Raw genomic sequence first — 16,992 nt, 5'->3', positions numbered from 1 at the left:
GACCGTAAAAACGGTCTTTAAAAATAGATTATATTTTTGAATTATCTTATTTAAATTCTACATCAAAAACTTCTGCAAAATGTTTTTTTGTAAACGCTTTCACTTCGTTCATATCTACCTGATGTCCAAGTTCTCTTTCCAATGAAGCAACAGCTTTATCCTGAATTCCACATGGAACGATGTATTCAAAATAACGCAAATCTGTATTCACATTTAGTGCAAAACCATGCATCGTTACCCAACGTGAAGCCTTAACACCCATTGCACAAATTTTTCGAGCAAAAGGTCGACCTACATCCAACCAAACGCCAGTTTCTCCTTGAGAACGCTCACCTTTTAGTCCATATTCGGCAATAGTTTTGATAATCACTTCCTCCAAATTGCGCATATACAAATGAATATCTGGCTTGAAGTTATCCAAATCCATAATAGGATAACCAACTAATTGTTGCGGTCCATGATAGGTAATATCTCCACCACGATTCGTTTTCACAAAAGTTGCATTTATTTCGTTTAATTTATCACTCGAAGCTAACATATTTTCTAAATGTCCACTTTTTCCAAGTGTATAAACATGCGGATGTTCTACAAAAAGTAAATGATTTTTAGTGTTTTTAAAATCTGAACTTCCCTCCTTTTCTTGCGCTCTGTTATATTGTTTTACGGCTATATTTTCTGCTAAAAGACTTTCTTGATAATCCCAAATTTCTTGGTAATCTCTGTTAATTCCTAAATCTTGGAATTCGACAATTTGTTTCATTTCACAATGTGTTTCGAATGTCAAATTTACGAAAGAATCAGTTAATAATTAATTTTAGCTTAGCTATTCTTTAAATCGTTTCATCTAACAAAATTGCATATATAAATTGTTTAAAGTAATTTCGAATTCATAAATAATTTATTTTTTATGAAAACAATTCTATTAATCACACTAATGATTAGTTCTCTTGTTATAAACGCTCAAGAATATTCTTTTGCCAAAGATTTTGTTGCTGGAAAAGTTACATTAAATGATCTATCTGAATTAAATGGAGAGCTTAAATGGACTCCAAGTCATGATAGTGACTTAAAATTTAGAAAAACGAAAGATGATAAAGTGATAAAATACAATCCGAATGAAATTATTGGTTTTACAATTGATAAAATGAGTTTTGTCTCTTTAAAAAATCTTGTTGTTTACTCTGATAATTATGCTTTGATAGGACAAACTACGAAAATTAAAGAATCTTTTGCGCAAGTCGTTTCTAAAGGAAAATTTAATATTTACTTAATTACTATAGCAGGGTATAATCCAATTAGTAGAACTAGAGAAGATTATCTCAACTTTATTTTTCAGGATGCAAATAATCTAAACAATAAACTTATTGCTTATCCTTATTTAATCAGAATGAAAGACAAAAAATATGAAAAAGCGAAAGCGGATTTGTATATTTTATTTAAAGACTATCCTGAAGTAATAGAAAAAATCAAAAGTTTTAGTAAAGAAAATAGTTTTTTAGAAATAATAGAAATGATTGGTAAAATTTAATAAATAAAAACATTCAGTCACTTTTAATCACCTATATTGTTGGTTCAATTGATCTTAATAAAATCGAAGTTTATGAATAAATTATTCTTTAAAACCTCACTAATAATAATGGTTTTAAGCAATTCATTAACGATTGAATAAAAATCTTTATCTTTGGAATTCTAAGAAATCGGTAGAATAAAATAATCAAATAAAAATGAAGAAACTATTCGTTAAAGGATCTATTTTAATGGCTTTGTTTGCAAACTTTAGCGTTTTTGCACAACAAAGTGGTGGAATGTGGATTCCGACAGAATTGAATGAAAAGGAAATGAAAGACATGGGATTGAAAATCTCATCAAAAGACATTTTCAGTACAGGAGATAAAAGTATCAACAATGCAGTTGCTCACTTTGGTGGCGGTTGTACTTCTGAAGTTATTTCTCCAAATGGTTTATTATTAACGAATCATCACTGTGGTTATGGAGAAATCCAAGCACATTCATCTTTAGAAAATGATTATTTAACAGATGGTTTTTGGGCTAAAGAGTTGAAAGACGAATTACCAAACGAAGGTTTAACAGCGACTTTTATTGTAGACATTAAAGATGTAACTACTGCAATTTTAGCTGGTGTTAACGATAATATGTCGGAGGAAGATCGTAACAAAATCATCAAGAAAAATATTGAAGATTTTAATGCAAAAACTAAAACAGAAGCTTATCGTTCAGTATTTATCAAACCTTTTTACAAAGGAAATAAATATTACCAATTTACGACAGAAACATACAAAGATGTTCGTTTAGTTGGTGCGCCACCTTCTGCAATTGGAAAATATGGAAATGATACAGACAACTGGGTTTGGCCACGTCATACAGGAGATTTCTCGATGTTTAGAATTTATGCAGATAAAAATAACAAACCTGCAGATTATTCACCAGACAATGTTCCGTACAAACCAAAACATTTCTTACCTATTAATATTTCGGGAATTAGCGAGGACGATTTCACGTTTGTATATGGTTTCCCAGGTACGACGGACGAATATTTACCAGCTTCTTCTATCCAGCAAATAAAAGATGTAATTGATCCTGCGCGTATCAATGTGCGTACAATTGCATTATCTCATATTGATAAAAAAATGCGTGAAGACGATGCAACTCGTATCGCTTATGCGTCTAAACAAGCGCGTATTTCGAATGCACATAAAAAATGGATTGGCGAAGTTTTAGGATTAAACCGTTCGAAAGCTGTAGAAAAACGTCAACAATATGAACAAGAATTCATGAATCGTATTGCGAAAAATCCGAAATTAAAAGGTGAATATTCGAATATTATTTCTGAATTAAATCAAGTTAATAAAGCAAATCAAGATTACAATTTAGCGTACACAATGTATTCTGAAACGTTTTTCTCAAATTCAGAAACATTCAGAATGGCGTTAACATTGAACAATATTTTGAATGCGGTTGGACAAAAAAATTACGCAGAAACAAAAGCTAAAGCGTTGAATACAGTTGCGTCTATGCACAAGGATTATAATCCAGAATTGGATAAAACAATTTCTTCTGATTTAGCAGATAATTATTTCAAAGTTGTTCCTCAAAATTTATTACCAACTACAACTGCTGCAAATATCAAAACAGCTTTAGGAAATTCGGTAATCAACGGAACGAAAAAAATTAATGGTCAATCTGTTTTAGGAAATATCAAAACTTTGGCTGAAAATGATGCTGAGTTTATCAAAGCCTTAAAAGAAGATGCCTTAATTGCTCAAATTCGTTTAATTTTAGATGCAAATCAAACGAAAGTAACGCCTACATATTTAGCGAATCAAGATAAAATCAACAAGTTGATGCGTACGTATATGAAAGCGCAAATGGATGTATTTACAGACAAGAAAATCTTCCCAGATGCAAATTCAACTTTACGTGTAACTTACGGAAAAGTTGATGGTTACCAACCTCGCGATGCGGTTTATTACGAACCTGTAACGCACATGGAAGGTGTAATGGAAAAATATATTCCGGGAGATTATGAGTATGATTTACCAAAACAAATGTTAAGTTTATACGATAAAAAAGATTACGGAAAATACGCCGATAAAAACGGAAAATTACCTGTAAACTTTATTGCAACAAACCATACAACTGGTGGTAATTCTGGTTCTCCTGCATTGAATGCAAAAGGAGAATTAATCGGATTGAATTTTGACCGTGTTTGGGAAGGAACAATGTCAGATTTAAATTATGATCCAGAGATTTGTCGTAATATTATGGTGGACTCTCGTTATATTTTGTGGGTAGTTGACAAGTATGCTAATGCGCAACGTTTGATTGATGAAATGACTATCGTTGACGAAAGCAAAAATGCAAAGAAAAAATAATATTTTTCACTATATTCTGAAAACCACGTTTTTATAACGTGGTTTTTTTATTGAAATAAACGTAAGATTCAAATAAAGTCTTAAGAAATAAAACTATATTTATACAACTTATCTAAAAAATTGTCAAAATAAAACACTCATAATTATGGAAGTCATTAGAAAATGGCCTTTTTATTTAAAACTAACTTGCACATTATTGTCAATCATTTGTTTAACATTTATTTCAATAATAGGTAAAGGAATTTTAGTTCCATTAATATTAGGCTTCTTAATTTCAATATTATTAGCACCCGTTTGTTCATTTTTCGAAAGATATTTACGCATTCCACGTGTTATTTCAAGTATCATTACCACCTTGCTTTTTGCAGCATTTATCTTAGGAATTTTCTATTTGATTGCTATACAAATGGCTGAAATAGCAAATGAATGGCCTACGTTTCAGAAACAAATCATAGAAGCTTTTATGAATTTGCAAGATTGGATTCACCATACCTTTGGTGTTAATTCGCATGCGCAAATGGAATATTTGACAAAGAATGTCAAAACCACTATCGAAACGAGTACAATTGTAATCGAAAAAGTAATTTCTATTGTTTCATCGATGGCTGTTACAGTCTTGTTCACTTTTTTATACATTGTTTTCTTGTTGATTTATCGTCGTCATTTAGTAAAATTCTTATATTACGCATTCAATTCAAATACACACGACCAGGTTTATAACGTCATTACATCTATTCAAAAAATGGTCAAACAATATTTGATTGGCTTATTTTTACAAATGTTAGTCGTATCAATTTTATCTTTTATTGCATTTTCTATCCTTGGACTTAAATACAAATTTGTTTTAGCTATTTTAACTGGTGTTCTAAATGTTGTTCCCTATGTAGGAATTGTTATTTCATTAATTATAACGCTAATAATCACATTTGCCACAATGTCAGCTTCAAAATTGTTCTTTGTTTTAATTGCATTTATTGCAATTCATGCAATTGATGGAAATGTAGTGATGCCAAAAATTGTAGGTTCTAAAGTAAAAATTAATTCTTTGATTGTGATTATTGGATTAGTAATTGGAGAAATGACGTGGGGAATTATGGGCATGCTATTATCGATTCCAATACTTGCGTTGATGAAAATTGTTTTTGATAATGTGACTGAATTAAAACCTTGGGGTTATCTTTTGGGTGATGAAGATTCTACAGAAATTGATGATGATTTAAATACATTTTTAGCCAAAAAGAAAGCTAAAAAATCAAAGAAAAAAACAAAGATGTTGGACGAGAATTTGGAATAGTCTGATTTCTATTTTACATAATTATCGCTATTTATGAAATATAATTTATTGTTCATTTTTAGTTTATTGATTTTCAGTATTTCTTGCGAAAAGAAGTTAGAAAAAGAAGTAAATAAAAAATATATGTATAATACGATGTCAATTGATGATAGAAATTTATCTATAAGAATTTATGATTACTCTGATTCAATAGAATTTATAACATGGAAGAATATCAATGATTACACAACAAAATCATTCAAAATTTCTAAGAACGATAAAAAAGCATTGGAAGAGAATATTTATAAAATAGTTACAACTCCATATGAAAATGAAATATTTTGCACAGACTATGTGGGGAAAATAAATATTAGTATGTCCAATCATAATAGCACTTATTCTATTAATCTAAATTCTGTTTGTGATTGGAAAACATTTAATGAAGAAACTAAGAATATTTCTAAAATAATAGATCGTTATAAATAAAATTTTATTTTATCAAATAGGATGAGAAACTGAAATAAATTCAGTTTGACAATACAAAAAAAGTCTATAACNNGTTATAGACTTTTTTTGTATTTATTTATTATGAATCTAATTCTTCTTCAAATATTTTTTTTCTAAGAAATAATACAATTTCAAGAAAAGAATCGAGAAAAATATTCCGATTAGTGTTCCGAAAAATATATCTCCTGTGAAATGTACCCCGACATAAACTCTACTGTAAGCAACCATTAACGCCCAAACAATTAAGATATAAAGTAACCATTTGTAATAGCGTCTCAAAAGTATTCCAATAAAAATTGCAATCGCCATATGATTAGATGCATGCGCCGAAGTAAAACCGTATCTACCTCTACCCTCGCAATCTATCGGGCGAAATAATCCTTGAATCGACTCGGTGTAACATGGACGAAAACGTTGAAAAGAATTTTTCAAGATATTTGTAAATTGATCTGCACACGCTATCATCAGTGCAATACAAACTCCAGCCAATAAGGTTTTTTTCCAACCAAGTTTTACATAAAGTAAGATGAGAAAGATGACATACAACGGAATCCATGTTTTTTTATCGGTTACTAATAACCAAAACCAATCCCATTTTTCATTCCCTAAATTATTGAAATACAAAAATATTTGTACGTCCCAATCAAAATAATCTTGTATCATTACCTACTTACTGATCCGCCTAAACCTAATGCTTCGTCTACAGATTTTGGTTCTACAACAACCGCAGGTTCTTCCACAATTGGCTCAACCACATTTTCTATAACGGGTTCTGTTGTTTCTTGCACATCCAATTCCAAATCCTGTACAGGATCTACAGCTTTCATAGTTGGTGCATCATCTTTCAACGCTGCATTTACTGTATTGTCTTGATGAATAGCTTGATGCATTTCATCTACTGGATTACGAACTTCATCAAATGATTTCTGAAAATCTTCCATTGGATTAATTTTCGCAAAAGAATCTTTGACTTCATTCATTGGATTTAACTCTTTTATGGTATTCTGAATCTCTTTTGTAGGATCAACATCCTGAACAGGATTCATAATCTCTTGCTTGATATCTTCAGATGCTTCTTTTAATTTGCGCACAGCAGTTCCCAAACCACGAGCAATTTCTGGAATTTTATCTGGTCCAAAAATCACTACAGCAACCACCATAATAATCACGACTTCCTGGAAGTCTAAAAACGCTGGGTATATTACTAAACTATTCACTAAACAAATGTATAAAATCTAAATTTAGTAGAAGAAAAAAAGCCATCAAATTTCTTTGATGGCTTTCTTAAAATTTATTTAAAATTTGAATCTTATTTATTCATTTGACCTTTTTTAGTAAAGTCGTACAATAAAGGAGATGCAACGAAAATAGACGAGAATGTACCAATTACGATACCGATTAATTTCGCAAACATAAATCCTTTGATTGATTCTCCACCAAATGCAAAAATGATTAATACGATTAAGAACGTTGATAAAGACGTATTAATTGTACGTGATAATGTTTCTGAAGTAGAAATATTAATAATATCGTACAAGTTGTGGTTTTTCTCAACTGTTAAATTCTCACGAATACGATCCAAGATAATAATCGAGTCATTCATCGAATAACCAATTACCGTCAAAATCGCCGCGATAAACGCTTGGTCGATCTCCATGTTGAAAGGTAAAATTCCTTTGAATAAAGAGAAAACTCCTAACACAATAACCACGTCATGCGCTAAAGCAATGATAGTTGATAATGAGAATTGCCAACGTTTGAACATCACGATTAAGTAGAAGAAAATTGCAACTAATGCTAAAGAAACCGCTATGTAAGAAGCTCTTGTTGTATCATCGGCAATTGTAGGACCTACTTTTGCAGAAGACATTAAACCAATTGTAGCATTATCTTCAGAGAAATCTTTTTCAGACATATTCGCTGGTAAATAAGATTTAAGACCTGCATATAATTTGTCTTTAATCTCATCATCTACATTTGTTCCATCTTCGTCAGCCTTGTATGCTGTTGTAATTTTTACTTGATTTTGACCACCATACGTTTTCACCTGTGGTATCATTTTTTCACCATCTAACACGAAAACATCACCCAAACTTTCAGAAATTTGTTGAGGATCTACATGTTTATCAAAACGAACTGTATATGTACGTCCACCTTGGAATTCGATACCCATATCAAATCCTTTTGTGAAAATAGAAATTAAAGCAACTACTGTTAAAACAATTGAAATCGCATAAGAGATTTTTCTTGTTTTTAATAAGTCAACTTTAATGTTTTGTAACCAGTGCGCTGTAAATGATGTATAAAAAGGAACAGATTTTCCTTTTGCTAAACGTCCTTCTACAAAGTAACGTGTAATAAAAATCGCTGTAAATGTTGATGTAAAAATACCAATCATAAACGTTGTTGCGAAACCTACAACAGGACCTTTACCAAAGAAGAATAAAATTAATGCTGTGATAAATGATGTCGAGTTGGCATCGATAATTGCAGAGAAAGCTCCTTTCCATGAATAAGCGAAATCTACTGCTTGACGTAATGATTTTCCTTTTCTTAATTCTTCTTTTACACGTTCGTAAATCAAGATATTCGCGTCCATTCCTGTTACCAATGTCAAGATAATCCCGGCAATACCTGGTAAAGATAATGTAGCTTTTAGCGATACTAAAAATCCTAATAAGAATAATAAGTTAATGATTAAAGCAACGTTAGCATAGATACCTGCACGGCTGTAGTAAAATACCATCCAGATTAATACCAATGCAAATGCACAACCGAAAGCGATTAACGAACTGTTAATTGCTTCTTGTCCTAATGATGGACCAACAACCTCAGCAGAAACGATCTTAGATGAAGCTGGTAAAGAACCTGCTTGTAAAATGTTTGCTAAATCTTTTGCTTCGTCAATTGTAAAGTTTCCAGAAATAACAGAGTTACCTCCTGTAATTTGATTACTGATGTTTGGTGCAGAATATACCATATTGTCTAACACAATTGCAACACCTTGACCTGGTTGTCCAGGACCTGCAGGTTTCAACTCGTCTGTAATACGAGACCACTCTTGTGCTCCGACTTGATTCATTTGCATTGTAACAACAGGCTCATTTGTAATAGAACCAGGATTACGTTCACCAGCAGCAGAAACTACTTTATCTCCTTCGATTAATGGTTCTTGCGTTCCATTTTTACCTTTTAAGACATAAAACTCTAATAATTTAGGAGCAGATTTATCATTTGCTTGTTTACCTAAATTCATTGGCTTATTCGCCCAAGAGTATTTATATCCTCTAATGTTTGCTGGTAATCCAGGTACAAAACCTTTGTCTTGCATCACACGATTTACAACAGCTGTATCTTTTACATTAACAACAAAACTTGCGTTAGAACCAGCCGGTTGCATAACTTCTGCTAAAGTTTTGATTGTTTGTCCTTTCTCATTTTTTACATTATATTTTTCTGTATTAACGCTAGAAAAGTATTGTAAAACAGTAGGATCTTGACGAACAACTTGCCAAAACTCTAATTTTGCTGTAGATTGTAATAATTTTTTTACACGGTCAGTGTCAGAAACACCTGGTAATTCTACCAAGATACGTCCATCACCTTTATCACCTAAACGTTGAATTACTGGCTCAACAACACCAAATTGATTAATACGAGAGCTAATTACATCATAAGCTGTTGCAACTTTAGCTTCGATATCTTTACGGATTACTTCTTTTACCTGATCGTCAGAAGCATTGTACGCAATTTTATCCGCATTGTTTTTGTTTCCAAACAAATCTGCAGCTGCGTATTTTGTTCCTCCTTTTATTTTATCAAATTCTTGAAAAAATAATTCGACATAAGGTACGTTACCGTTTGTTTTTTGAGCTTTATCTGTAGCATCCAAAGCCGTTGCCAACATAGGGTTTTGACTTTTCGCTGATAAATTCTCGATTAAATCTCTTTCAGAAACTTGTAAAATTACGTTGATACCACCTTTCAAATCTAATCCTAAATTGATTTCATTGTTTTTGGCATACCCATAATCGTACTTAATAATTCCCAAATCAAGAGGATGCTGAGCCAAGCTATCTAAAATTCTTGGTTCGTCTTCTGGCTTACTCGCCAAGCGCGCCGCCTCATGCTCCACTTTAGTTGTGTACCAAGTATAACTTAGTTGTCTGATACACAAGAGACTTAAAATAATTGCAAATGCTGCAATGAGCCATCTTCCTCGCATAATGTTTAATTGATAAATAAATTTTGACGGACAAATATAATAGTCTTGAAAATACTTTCACAATTTTTTAAGAATAAATCGAAAATCGATGTCCGTATTTCGAAATTCTTTATTCAAAAAATTAGATTTCCTTTTGGTATTTGTAGATGTAAATTGACGCTTTATTGGAGTCATCATCATTATCTTCGGACAAATACAAGGTATAATTCTTTCCAGATTCTTTATACAACGCTAAACCTTCGATTTTCTTATCATCAGAAATTTTTTGCCAACGCGTAACTTCCATCGCAACCAAATCTAATTCGCCAATAATAGAACCTTTTATTTCTCCATTAAACTGAGTTGTACTTTTAGATTCCACAGTTGCTGTAAACAAAACTTTTCCATCTACCAAAATAGCATCAGAAAAAGTAGTCGTTTCATTGTTGATTTTAGGTAAAGTTATTGGAAAAAAGTCAATTGATTTTCCTCTCAAATCATTTATCTTGCCTCCCACTCTATAAATTCCGTTTATGCCAGCAGGACCATTTCCTCTGTTGAAAAAATATGTACAATGTCCATCTGTAATAATTCCTTCGATGTTAAGATCTTTTTTAGATAAATTTGAAACCTTTAAAAATTCATCCAAAAGAAAACTATAATTATCGTTATGTACCTCTTTAGTTTTGATGTTATATGAAATCAAATCGAAACGATTTTCTTTAGAGCCCGATCCAAGAATGTACAAATGATTGTCAAATTTTGTAATCGCTTCAAAATCTGGTTTATCTTTTTTGGTGATATGTTTTGATTTTACTTCTGGATTCAAATCAACTTTATCCACTTCTTTTTTCTTTTTATTGTAAACGTACAAATGTGCTTTATCATCGGAAATCGTGTAAACATGGTGTTTATCAACCACTAATCCAGACGCCGCTCCAAGCCCATTTATGACAATTAAAACCTTAAGAATGAAATTGTAAAACAACATAGATGTAAGATTTATTTTTAAGAGGTTTCAAAAGTAATCAAAGAATATCAGAAACCTTGATAAATAACCATTTTTTTGAAAAAAAAGAACTTAAATTTGTAGCACTTAAAAGAAAATTGAGAGATGAAAAAAATTCTAAAAATTTACATTGACGCTTACAGCGGACTTTCGAAAGAATCTTGGATGTTAGCCATCGTAATGTTGTTGAACCGAATGGGTTCGATGGTTTTACCATTTTTAGGAATTTATATGATCTCCGAATTAGGATTTTCTTTAGAAAACTCGGGAATAGTTTTGAGTTGTTTTGGAGTTGGTTCTGTAATTGGTTCTTGGCTTGGAGGTTGGATAACAGATAAAATCGGAAACTTTAAAGTACAAGCCATCAGTTTATTTCTGAGTGCTCCGATGTTTTTGATTTTACCTTATTTTAAAACGGTAGAATCTTTTGCTGTTATTATGCTTGTTTTGAGTATTATTAGCGAAATGTTTCGTCCTGCAAACTCAGTTGCCATCACGCGTTATGCAAAGAAAGAAAATATCACTCGTGCTTTTTCGTTGAATAGAATGGCGGTTAATTTAGGTTTCTCAATTGGTCCATCAATGGGAGGTTTTTTATCTAATTATTCGTACGATTTATTATTCTATTGCAATGCAGGAGCTGCTTTGGTTGCTGGAATTGTATTCTTTGTCTTTTTCAATGGACGAAAAGAACGAAATGCTGCTACAGAAAATATTTCTGATAAAACAGTTGTCGAAAAAGAACGTAATGCATACACTGATACACCTTTCTTAGTATTCAATCTGTTTTGTGTATTATTCTCTATTGCATTTTTCCAAATCCTAAATACACTTCCATTATTTTACAAAGATGTAGTTCATTTAACACAAACAGAAATTGGATTATTAATGGGATTCAGTGGAATAATCATTGTTGTATTCGAAATGTTATTGATCCATTACACCGAAAAACGATTTTCAGTTACTCAACTTTTAGTTTTTGGTTCATTTGTCACAGCAATTAGTTATTTTATCTTCACATTTAGTCACACATTAGGTATGTTATATTTAGCAATTGGACTAATGTCTATTGGAGAAATGCTTGTTTTACCTTTGATGTCAACGGTAACAGCTTTTCGTTCGCAAAAAAATAACCGAGGAGCTTATATGGGATTGAACGGAATGACAGCTGCAATTGCCTTTATTGTTTCGCCATTTTTAGGAACTCACATTGCTACCGATTATGGTTTTAATATACTTTGGATAATCACCACAGTTATTTTAGTTATCGTAGCTATCGGATATCACTTTTTTACTAAACCACTTTTACCAAAAAATATTTAAGATTTTCTTATCTTCGATAATTATAAGTTGAAATCACATGAAAGTATATACAAAAACAGGAGACAAAGGAACAACAGGTTTATATGGAGGAACACGTGTCTCTAAAAATAGTTTAAAGATTGATTCTTACGGAACAGTTGACGAATTAAATTCTTATTTAGGATTAATTCGTTCATATGAAATTGATCCAGCATTAGAGGAAGAAATTATCATCATCCAAAAAGGTTTATTCAATCTTGGTGCTGAATTAGCAACGCCAGTCGATAAATTATACTTGGCAAATGGTAAACCTCGTATTCCGAAAACCGTTACTGAAGAAGATATTGTTCAATTGGAAGAATGGATTGATGATTTGGAAGGACAATTAGAACAATTGACACATTTTATTCTTCCAGGTGGAAATCAAGCAGCTTCTCATGCACATGTTGCGCGTTGTATTTGTCGTCGTGCAGAACGCTTAACAGTTGGTTTAGCTGAAGAAGAAGAAATCCGTCCAGAATTACAAAAATACTTGAATCGTCTTTCTGATTATCTGTTCGTTTTAGGGCGAAAAATTGCCACAGACAATAATCACGAAGAAGTAAAATGGATTCCAGGTGAATAAAAAAGCGCTTTTATTTTTGAATGGCGAAGTTCCAACTATTCTGCCTGATACATCAAATTATGATATGATTTTTTGTACAGATGGTGCATTTCGTTATTTACAAAAATTACATATAACGCCCGATGTTATTTCGGGCGATTTTGATTCTTTTGAAATCAGTCAGTTTCCTCCTGAAACAGAAGTTATTTCTACTCCAGATCAAAATGACACAGATTTTGCAAAAGCCTTACAAATCATTTTGGATAAAGATTTTGAACAGGTTGATGTTTTTGGAGCAAGTGGTCGTCAACAAGATCATTTTATTGGAAATTTGAATGCGGCTTATCGTTTCAAAGATCAAATCAATATTTTATTTTACGATAATTATAGTCAATATTTTTTCGCAGAAAAAGAAACAAAGTTAGAAGGCTATTTTGGACGAACAATTTCGCTACTCCCCTTTCCTGAATGTAAAAACATTGTCACAAAAGGCTTGGAATATCCGTTGAATAACGAAGATTTAAATTTACTTTCTCGTATAGGAACTCGCAACAAAGCCAATGAAGATGTGGTTACAATTGATTATTCAGAAGGTAATTTAATCATCTTTATCATCGATCAAGAATTTCCTATTTTGATTGCTTAATTTCACTATTTTCAGTGAAATACATCTTTAGTATTTTTTGTACATTTACTGAAAACCAAATTACTATGAATAAATTTTCAGTTATTGTAGCATCTATTTTAGCCGTTGGGTTAATTGCTGCAACATGTATATTAGGAAACGCTTACAAATACAAATTCAGAAGTTCTGAATCGATCAATGTTACTGGAAATGCTTTGAAAGATTTTAATGCTGATTTAGTCAAATGGCGTGCAACTTTTAGTCGCAAAGATTATGATTTGCGCATTGCTTCGGATCAATTAAAAGCTGATCAAACGGTTGTCAAAAACTTTTTGATTTCGCAAGGAATCAATCCAAAAGAAATTGTTTTTGAAGCGGTAAATATTTCAAAAGATTTTCAGTACGGAACAGATGCAAACGGAAATTCGATTAGTCAATTTACTGGTTATAATCTATCTCAAGACGCAACAATCGAATCGAAAGAATTGGATAAAATAGAAAAAGCTTCGCGCGAAATCTCTACATTAATTAGCCAAGGCATCGAATTGAGTTCATCTAATCCAAATTATTATTACTCGAAATTAGAAGATTTAAAACTTGAATTGATTGCACAAGCTTCTGAAAATGCAAAACAACGTGCAGAAAATATTGCTACAAAATCTGGCACTAGTTTAGGAAAATTAAAACAAGCCGATTTGGGTATTTTTCAGATAACAGGTAAAAATGATAATGAAGAGTATTCTGCTGGTGGATCATTTAATACAACATCACGTCAGAAAACGGCTCAAATTACAGTGAGAGCAAGTTATAACTCAAATTAAAAAATAAAAAAAAGCTTCTTAATTTATAAGAAGCTTTTTTTTTATTTAAATACTACTACAAGTAATACCAAAATAGATATTACAATAAGTACATCTACAAATTTAATTCTAAAATTACCAATTCCAAAACCTCTTTTTGTAGCATAATTTTTCTTTGATGACATTATAAATTCCAATTTCTAAAAGAAATACTAAAAGTGTGCCAATTATCTATCAAAATCTAATTTTTTATAAGTTGATGATAATTTAGAATCATAGGATTAAAACCATTTGACTAAAAATTTTAATTTCATGATCCTCAAATTCTTTCCCAATAGCATCAGATGTAGCAGTAATTAGTTCAGGTTAAAAAACATCCCTTTTTAAGTATTAATATATTAACAGTAAATATTTTTACATTTTAAAAAATTATCATATAAATTATAATTTTCCAACAACTTATTATGTTGTAAATTTGCCTTATGCTAAACAACGATACAATTTGTGCATTGGCCACTGCCAATGGAATGGGCGCTATAGCGGTTATTCGTATTTCTGGACCAGAAGCAATTTCTAAAGTTGCTCAGATTTATCAATCAAAATTTAATACCACTAAATCTTTGAATGATGCTGAATCTCATACCATACATTTGGGTTATGTGATGGATGGAGATACCATTGTTGACGAGGCGCTTTTCTCTATTTTCAAAAATCCGCATTCTTATACAGGTGAAGATGTTGTTGAGATTTCTACACATGGATCGATTTATATTCAACAAAAAGTGTTGGAATTATTGAACAAAATAGGCATCAGAAATGCTGATCCGGGTGAATATACTTTCCGTGCATTTTGGAATGGCAAAATGGATTTAACACAGGCAGAAGCTGTTGCAGATTTAATTGCATCGGATTCGAAAGCATCACATGAAATTGCAATTAAACAAATGCGAGGAGGATTCTCTAATCAAATCAAAGATTTAAGAGAACAAATGATCAATTTTGCAGCTTTGATGGAATTAGAATTGGATTTTTCTGAAGAAGATGTTGAATTTGCAGATCGTACACAATTTTATGATTTATTGAATAAATTACAATCCATCTTAAAACGTTTAGCTGATTCTTTTGCTTTTGGAAATGTTATCAAGAATGGAGTACCAGTAGCTATTGTTGGTGCGCCAAATGCAGGAAAATCTACTTTATTAAATGCCTTATTAAACGAAGAACGTGCCATTGTTTCAGATATCGAAGGAACAACACGTGATACGATAGAAGAAACAATTTACATCGATGGCGTTGGGTTCCGTTTTATTGACACAGCTGGTATTCGTGAAGCTGGAGATACAATAGAGCGTATTGGAATCGAAAAAACGTTCGAAAAAATTGACAATGCTTCTATTATCATCTATTTATATGATGCTAATATTACTGCTGATAATCAAATCGCCAATCAGTTAGATGATCTACAACGTAGAGGAAAAATCTTGTTTAATGTTGCCAATAAAATTGATGTAACGAATAATGAATCGGCTATCTCAGCTGCTATCAAACAAGAATTTAAAGATGTTGTTCATTTAGAAATTTCAGCCAAAGATCAATTTAATATTGATGCATTGAAAGAAAATCTGATTCATCAAATCAAATTGAAAGGAACAAATCAGGATGACACAATCGTTACGAACTCTCGTCACTTAGAAGCATTACAAAACACACTTTCTCAAATTGGAAAGATCAAACAAGGAATGGACATGGGACTTCCTGGGGATTTGTTAGCAATGGATATCCGTGAAGCTTTAACGTATTTGGGACATATTACAGGTGAAATAGATGTGGATCAAGATATATTAGGGACGATATTTGGCAAGTTTTGCATCGGAAAGTAACCTCATCAATACAAACATAGTAGAAACATATACAAAACCTCTTAAAACATTGATTTTAGGAGGTTTTTTAATACTTCAAAGATACAAAAGAATAAATATGTTATATGTTTATTATAGTTATTTGTATCAAAAATTTGTACCTTATTTGTACCTTTGATAAAATCAGCAGAAAAATTTGAGTAAAAATTGGCATTTTGGGCGAAATAAAGTCCCTTAAATACTCTTATTTCTCCTTAATGGATTTTATATACTTTTAAAAATAGGCTAAATGAGTAGTACAAATATTAAGATTTTAAAACAATGCTTGAATTGTGGAAATATGTTTGAAGCACAAAAAACCACAACTAAATATTGTTCTCATAAATGCAATTCTCAACATTATAAATTAAGAAAGAGATTAGAGCTGAAAAAAGAAATTGAAGTTGATACTAAAGAGAAAATCAATAAAAATTTCAAAGCTAAAACAACTCAAATTGATTTATTGAATATAAAGGATAAAGACTATCTTTCTGTTAGAGAAGTTGCTTATCTTATGAATTGCAATACAAAGACTATTTACAGATTAATAAAATCTAAAAAAATTAAATCAACCAATCTAAATGAAAGGTTAACAAGAATTAAAAAATCAGAAGTAGAAAAACTTTTTTAAAAGTTTTATAAAATCATACATAATCAACATTATCTACATAAACTATGGCAATAAAAGTAACTTTAAGAAAGAAACCCTTAAAAAATGGAAAACTTTCTTTGTATTTAGACTTCTATCCTCCTATTATTAGAAATGGAAAGTCAACAAGAAGAGAGTTTTTAGGTTTATCTATTTATGAGAATCCAAAAGGACAAATAGAAAAACAACATAATAAAAACATAGGAGCTGTATGTTGTCAAAATAAAT

Annotated in this window: 16 protein-coding genes; 11 read left to right on the top strand and 5 right to left on the bottom strand. The window is 31.2% G+C overall.

The annotated features are described in order from the left end of the window. Positions 1-46: 46 nt before the first annotated feature. Entirely contained in the window at positions 47-760 is a 714-nt protein-coding gene (gene lipB / locus B3578_RS01430; RefSeq protein WP_125350693.1) for a lipoyl(octanoyl) transferase LipB, read from the bottom strand. Positions 761-907: 147 nt separating this feature from the next. On the opposite strand from lipB, the gene B3578_RS01425 reads away from it, so the two are divergent. The 4 genes from B3578_RS01425 (at position 908) to B3578_RS01410 (ending at position 5,652) form a co-directional block, all read left to right on the top strand. Then, positions 908-1,528 (top strand): hypothetical protein, encoded by a 621-nt coding sequence (locus B3578_RS01425; RefSeq protein ID WP_125350692.1) that lies wholly within the window; start codon positions 908-910, stop codon positions 1,526-1,528. A gap of 196 nt (positions 1,529-1,724) precedes the next feature. Further along, positions 1,725-3,893 (top strand): S46 family peptidase, encoded by a 2,169-nt coding sequence (locus B3578_RS01420; protein ID WP_181816304.1) that lies wholly within the window; start codon positions 1,725-1,727, stop codon positions 3,891-3,893. A 145-nt stretch (positions 3,894-4,038) separates the two neighbouring features. Further along, positions 4,039-5,187, top strand: a complete 1,149-nt coding sequence (locus tag B3578_RS01415; RefSeq protein WP_291046547.1) for an AI-2E family transporter — start codon at positions 4,039-4,041, stop codon at positions 5,185-5,187. Positions 5,188-5,220: 33 nt separating this feature from the next. Beyond that, a complete protein-coding gene (locus tag B3578_RS01410; RefSeq protein ID WP_219034573.1) occupies positions 5,221-5,652 on the top strand; it encodes a hypothetical protein in 432 nt (143 codons plus the stop codon). Between the two features lie 108 nt (positions 5,653-5,760). Here B3578_RS01410 and B3578_RS01405 read toward each other — a convergent pair whose 3' ends face one another. From B3578_RS01405 to B3578_RS01390, 4 genes are all read right to left on the bottom strand, one after another. Continuing rightward, entirely contained in the window at positions 5,761-6,336 is a 576-nt protein-coding gene (locus tag B3578_RS01405) for a phosphatase PAP2 family protein (protein ID WP_125350689.1), read from the bottom strand. Next, complete coding sequence (locus B3578_RS01400) at positions 6,336-6,890, bottom strand: twin-arginine translocase TatA/TatE family subunit (RefSeq protein ID WP_236688155.1); 555 nt, start codon at positions 6,888-6,890, stop codon at positions 6,336-6,338. The genes B3578_RS01405 and B3578_RS01400 overlap by 1 nt, the downstream gene beginning before the upstream one ends. A 92-nt stretch (positions 6,891-6,982) precedes the next feature. After that, positions 6,983-9,898 carry a protein translocase subunit SecD gene (gene secD, locus B3578_RS01395; protein WP_280051391.1) on the bottom strand — a complete coding sequence of 972 codons (2,916 nt, stop codon included), beginning with the start codon at positions 9,896-9,898 and terminating at the stop codon, positions 6,983-6,985. Between the two features lie 121 nt (positions 9,899-10,019). Continuing rightward, positions 10,020-10,868: a DUF6929 family protein gene (locus B3578_RS01390; protein WP_291046538.1), complete on the bottom strand. Its 849-nt coding sequence runs from the start codon at positions 10,866-10,868 to the stop codon at positions 10,020-10,022. Positions 10,869-10,991: 123 nt separating this feature from the next. Here B3578_RS01390 and B3578_RS01385 point away from each other — a divergent pair, with 123 nt between their 5' ends. The 7 genes from B3578_RS01385 to B3578_RS01355 all read left to right on the top strand — a co-directional run. Next, positions 10,992-12,209, top strand: a complete 1,218-nt coding sequence (locus B3578_RS01385) for an MDR family MFS transporter (RefSeq protein ID WP_219034569.1) — start codon at positions 10,992-10,994, stop codon at positions 12,207-12,209. Between the two features lie 37 nt (positions 12,210-12,246). Continuing rightward, on the top strand, positions 12,247-12,813 hold the full coding sequence (locus B3578_RS01380) for a cob(I)yrinic acid a,c-diamide adenosyltransferase (protein WP_125350685.1): 567 nt from the start codon (positions 12,247-12,249) through the stop codon (positions 12,811-12,813). Then, positions 12,806-13,438 (top strand): thiamine diphosphokinase, encoded by a 633-nt coding sequence (locus B3578_RS01375; protein WP_280049982.1) that lies wholly within the window; start codon positions 12,806-12,808, stop codon positions 13,436-13,438. The genes B3578_RS01380 and B3578_RS01375 overlap by 8 nt, the downstream gene beginning before the upstream one ends. 65 nt (positions 13,439-13,503) lie before the next feature. Further along, complete coding sequence (locus B3578_RS01370) at positions 13,504-14,238, top strand: SIMPL domain-containing protein (RefSeq protein ID WP_115000467.1); 735 nt, start codon at positions 13,504-13,506, stop codon at positions 14,236-14,238. Between the two features lie 461 nt (positions 14,239-14,699). Beyond that, positions 14,700-16,097 carry a tRNA uridine-5-carboxymethylaminomethyl(34) synthesis GTPase MnmE gene (mnmE, locus tag B3578_RS01365; RefSeq protein WP_291046529.1) on the top strand — a complete coding sequence of 466 codons (1,398 nt, stop codon included), beginning with the start codon at positions 14,700-14,702 and terminating at the stop codon, positions 16,095-16,097. A 268-nt stretch (positions 16,098-16,365) separates the two neighbouring features. Continuing rightward, a complete protein-coding gene (locus tag B3578_RS01360) occupies positions 16,366-16,746 on the top strand; it encodes a helix-turn-helix domain-containing protein (RefSeq protein ID WP_291046526.1) in 381 nt (126 codons plus the stop codon). Between the two features lie 44 nt (positions 16,747-16,790). Continuing rightward, positions 16,791-16,992 (top strand): Arm DNA-binding domain-containing protein (locus B3578_RS01355; protein ID WP_291046522.1); only part of this gene is annotated, 202 nt, incomplete at its 3' end.

Origin of the sequence: Empedobacter sp. UBA1574, from assembly GCF_002322895.1 — a bacterium.
Taxonomy (GTDB): domain Bacteria; phylum Bacteroidota; class Bacteroidia; order Flavobacteriales; family Weeksellaceae; genus Empedobacter; species Empedobacter falsenii_B.
This window is presented reverse-complemented; position numbering and strand designations above follow the sequence as displayed.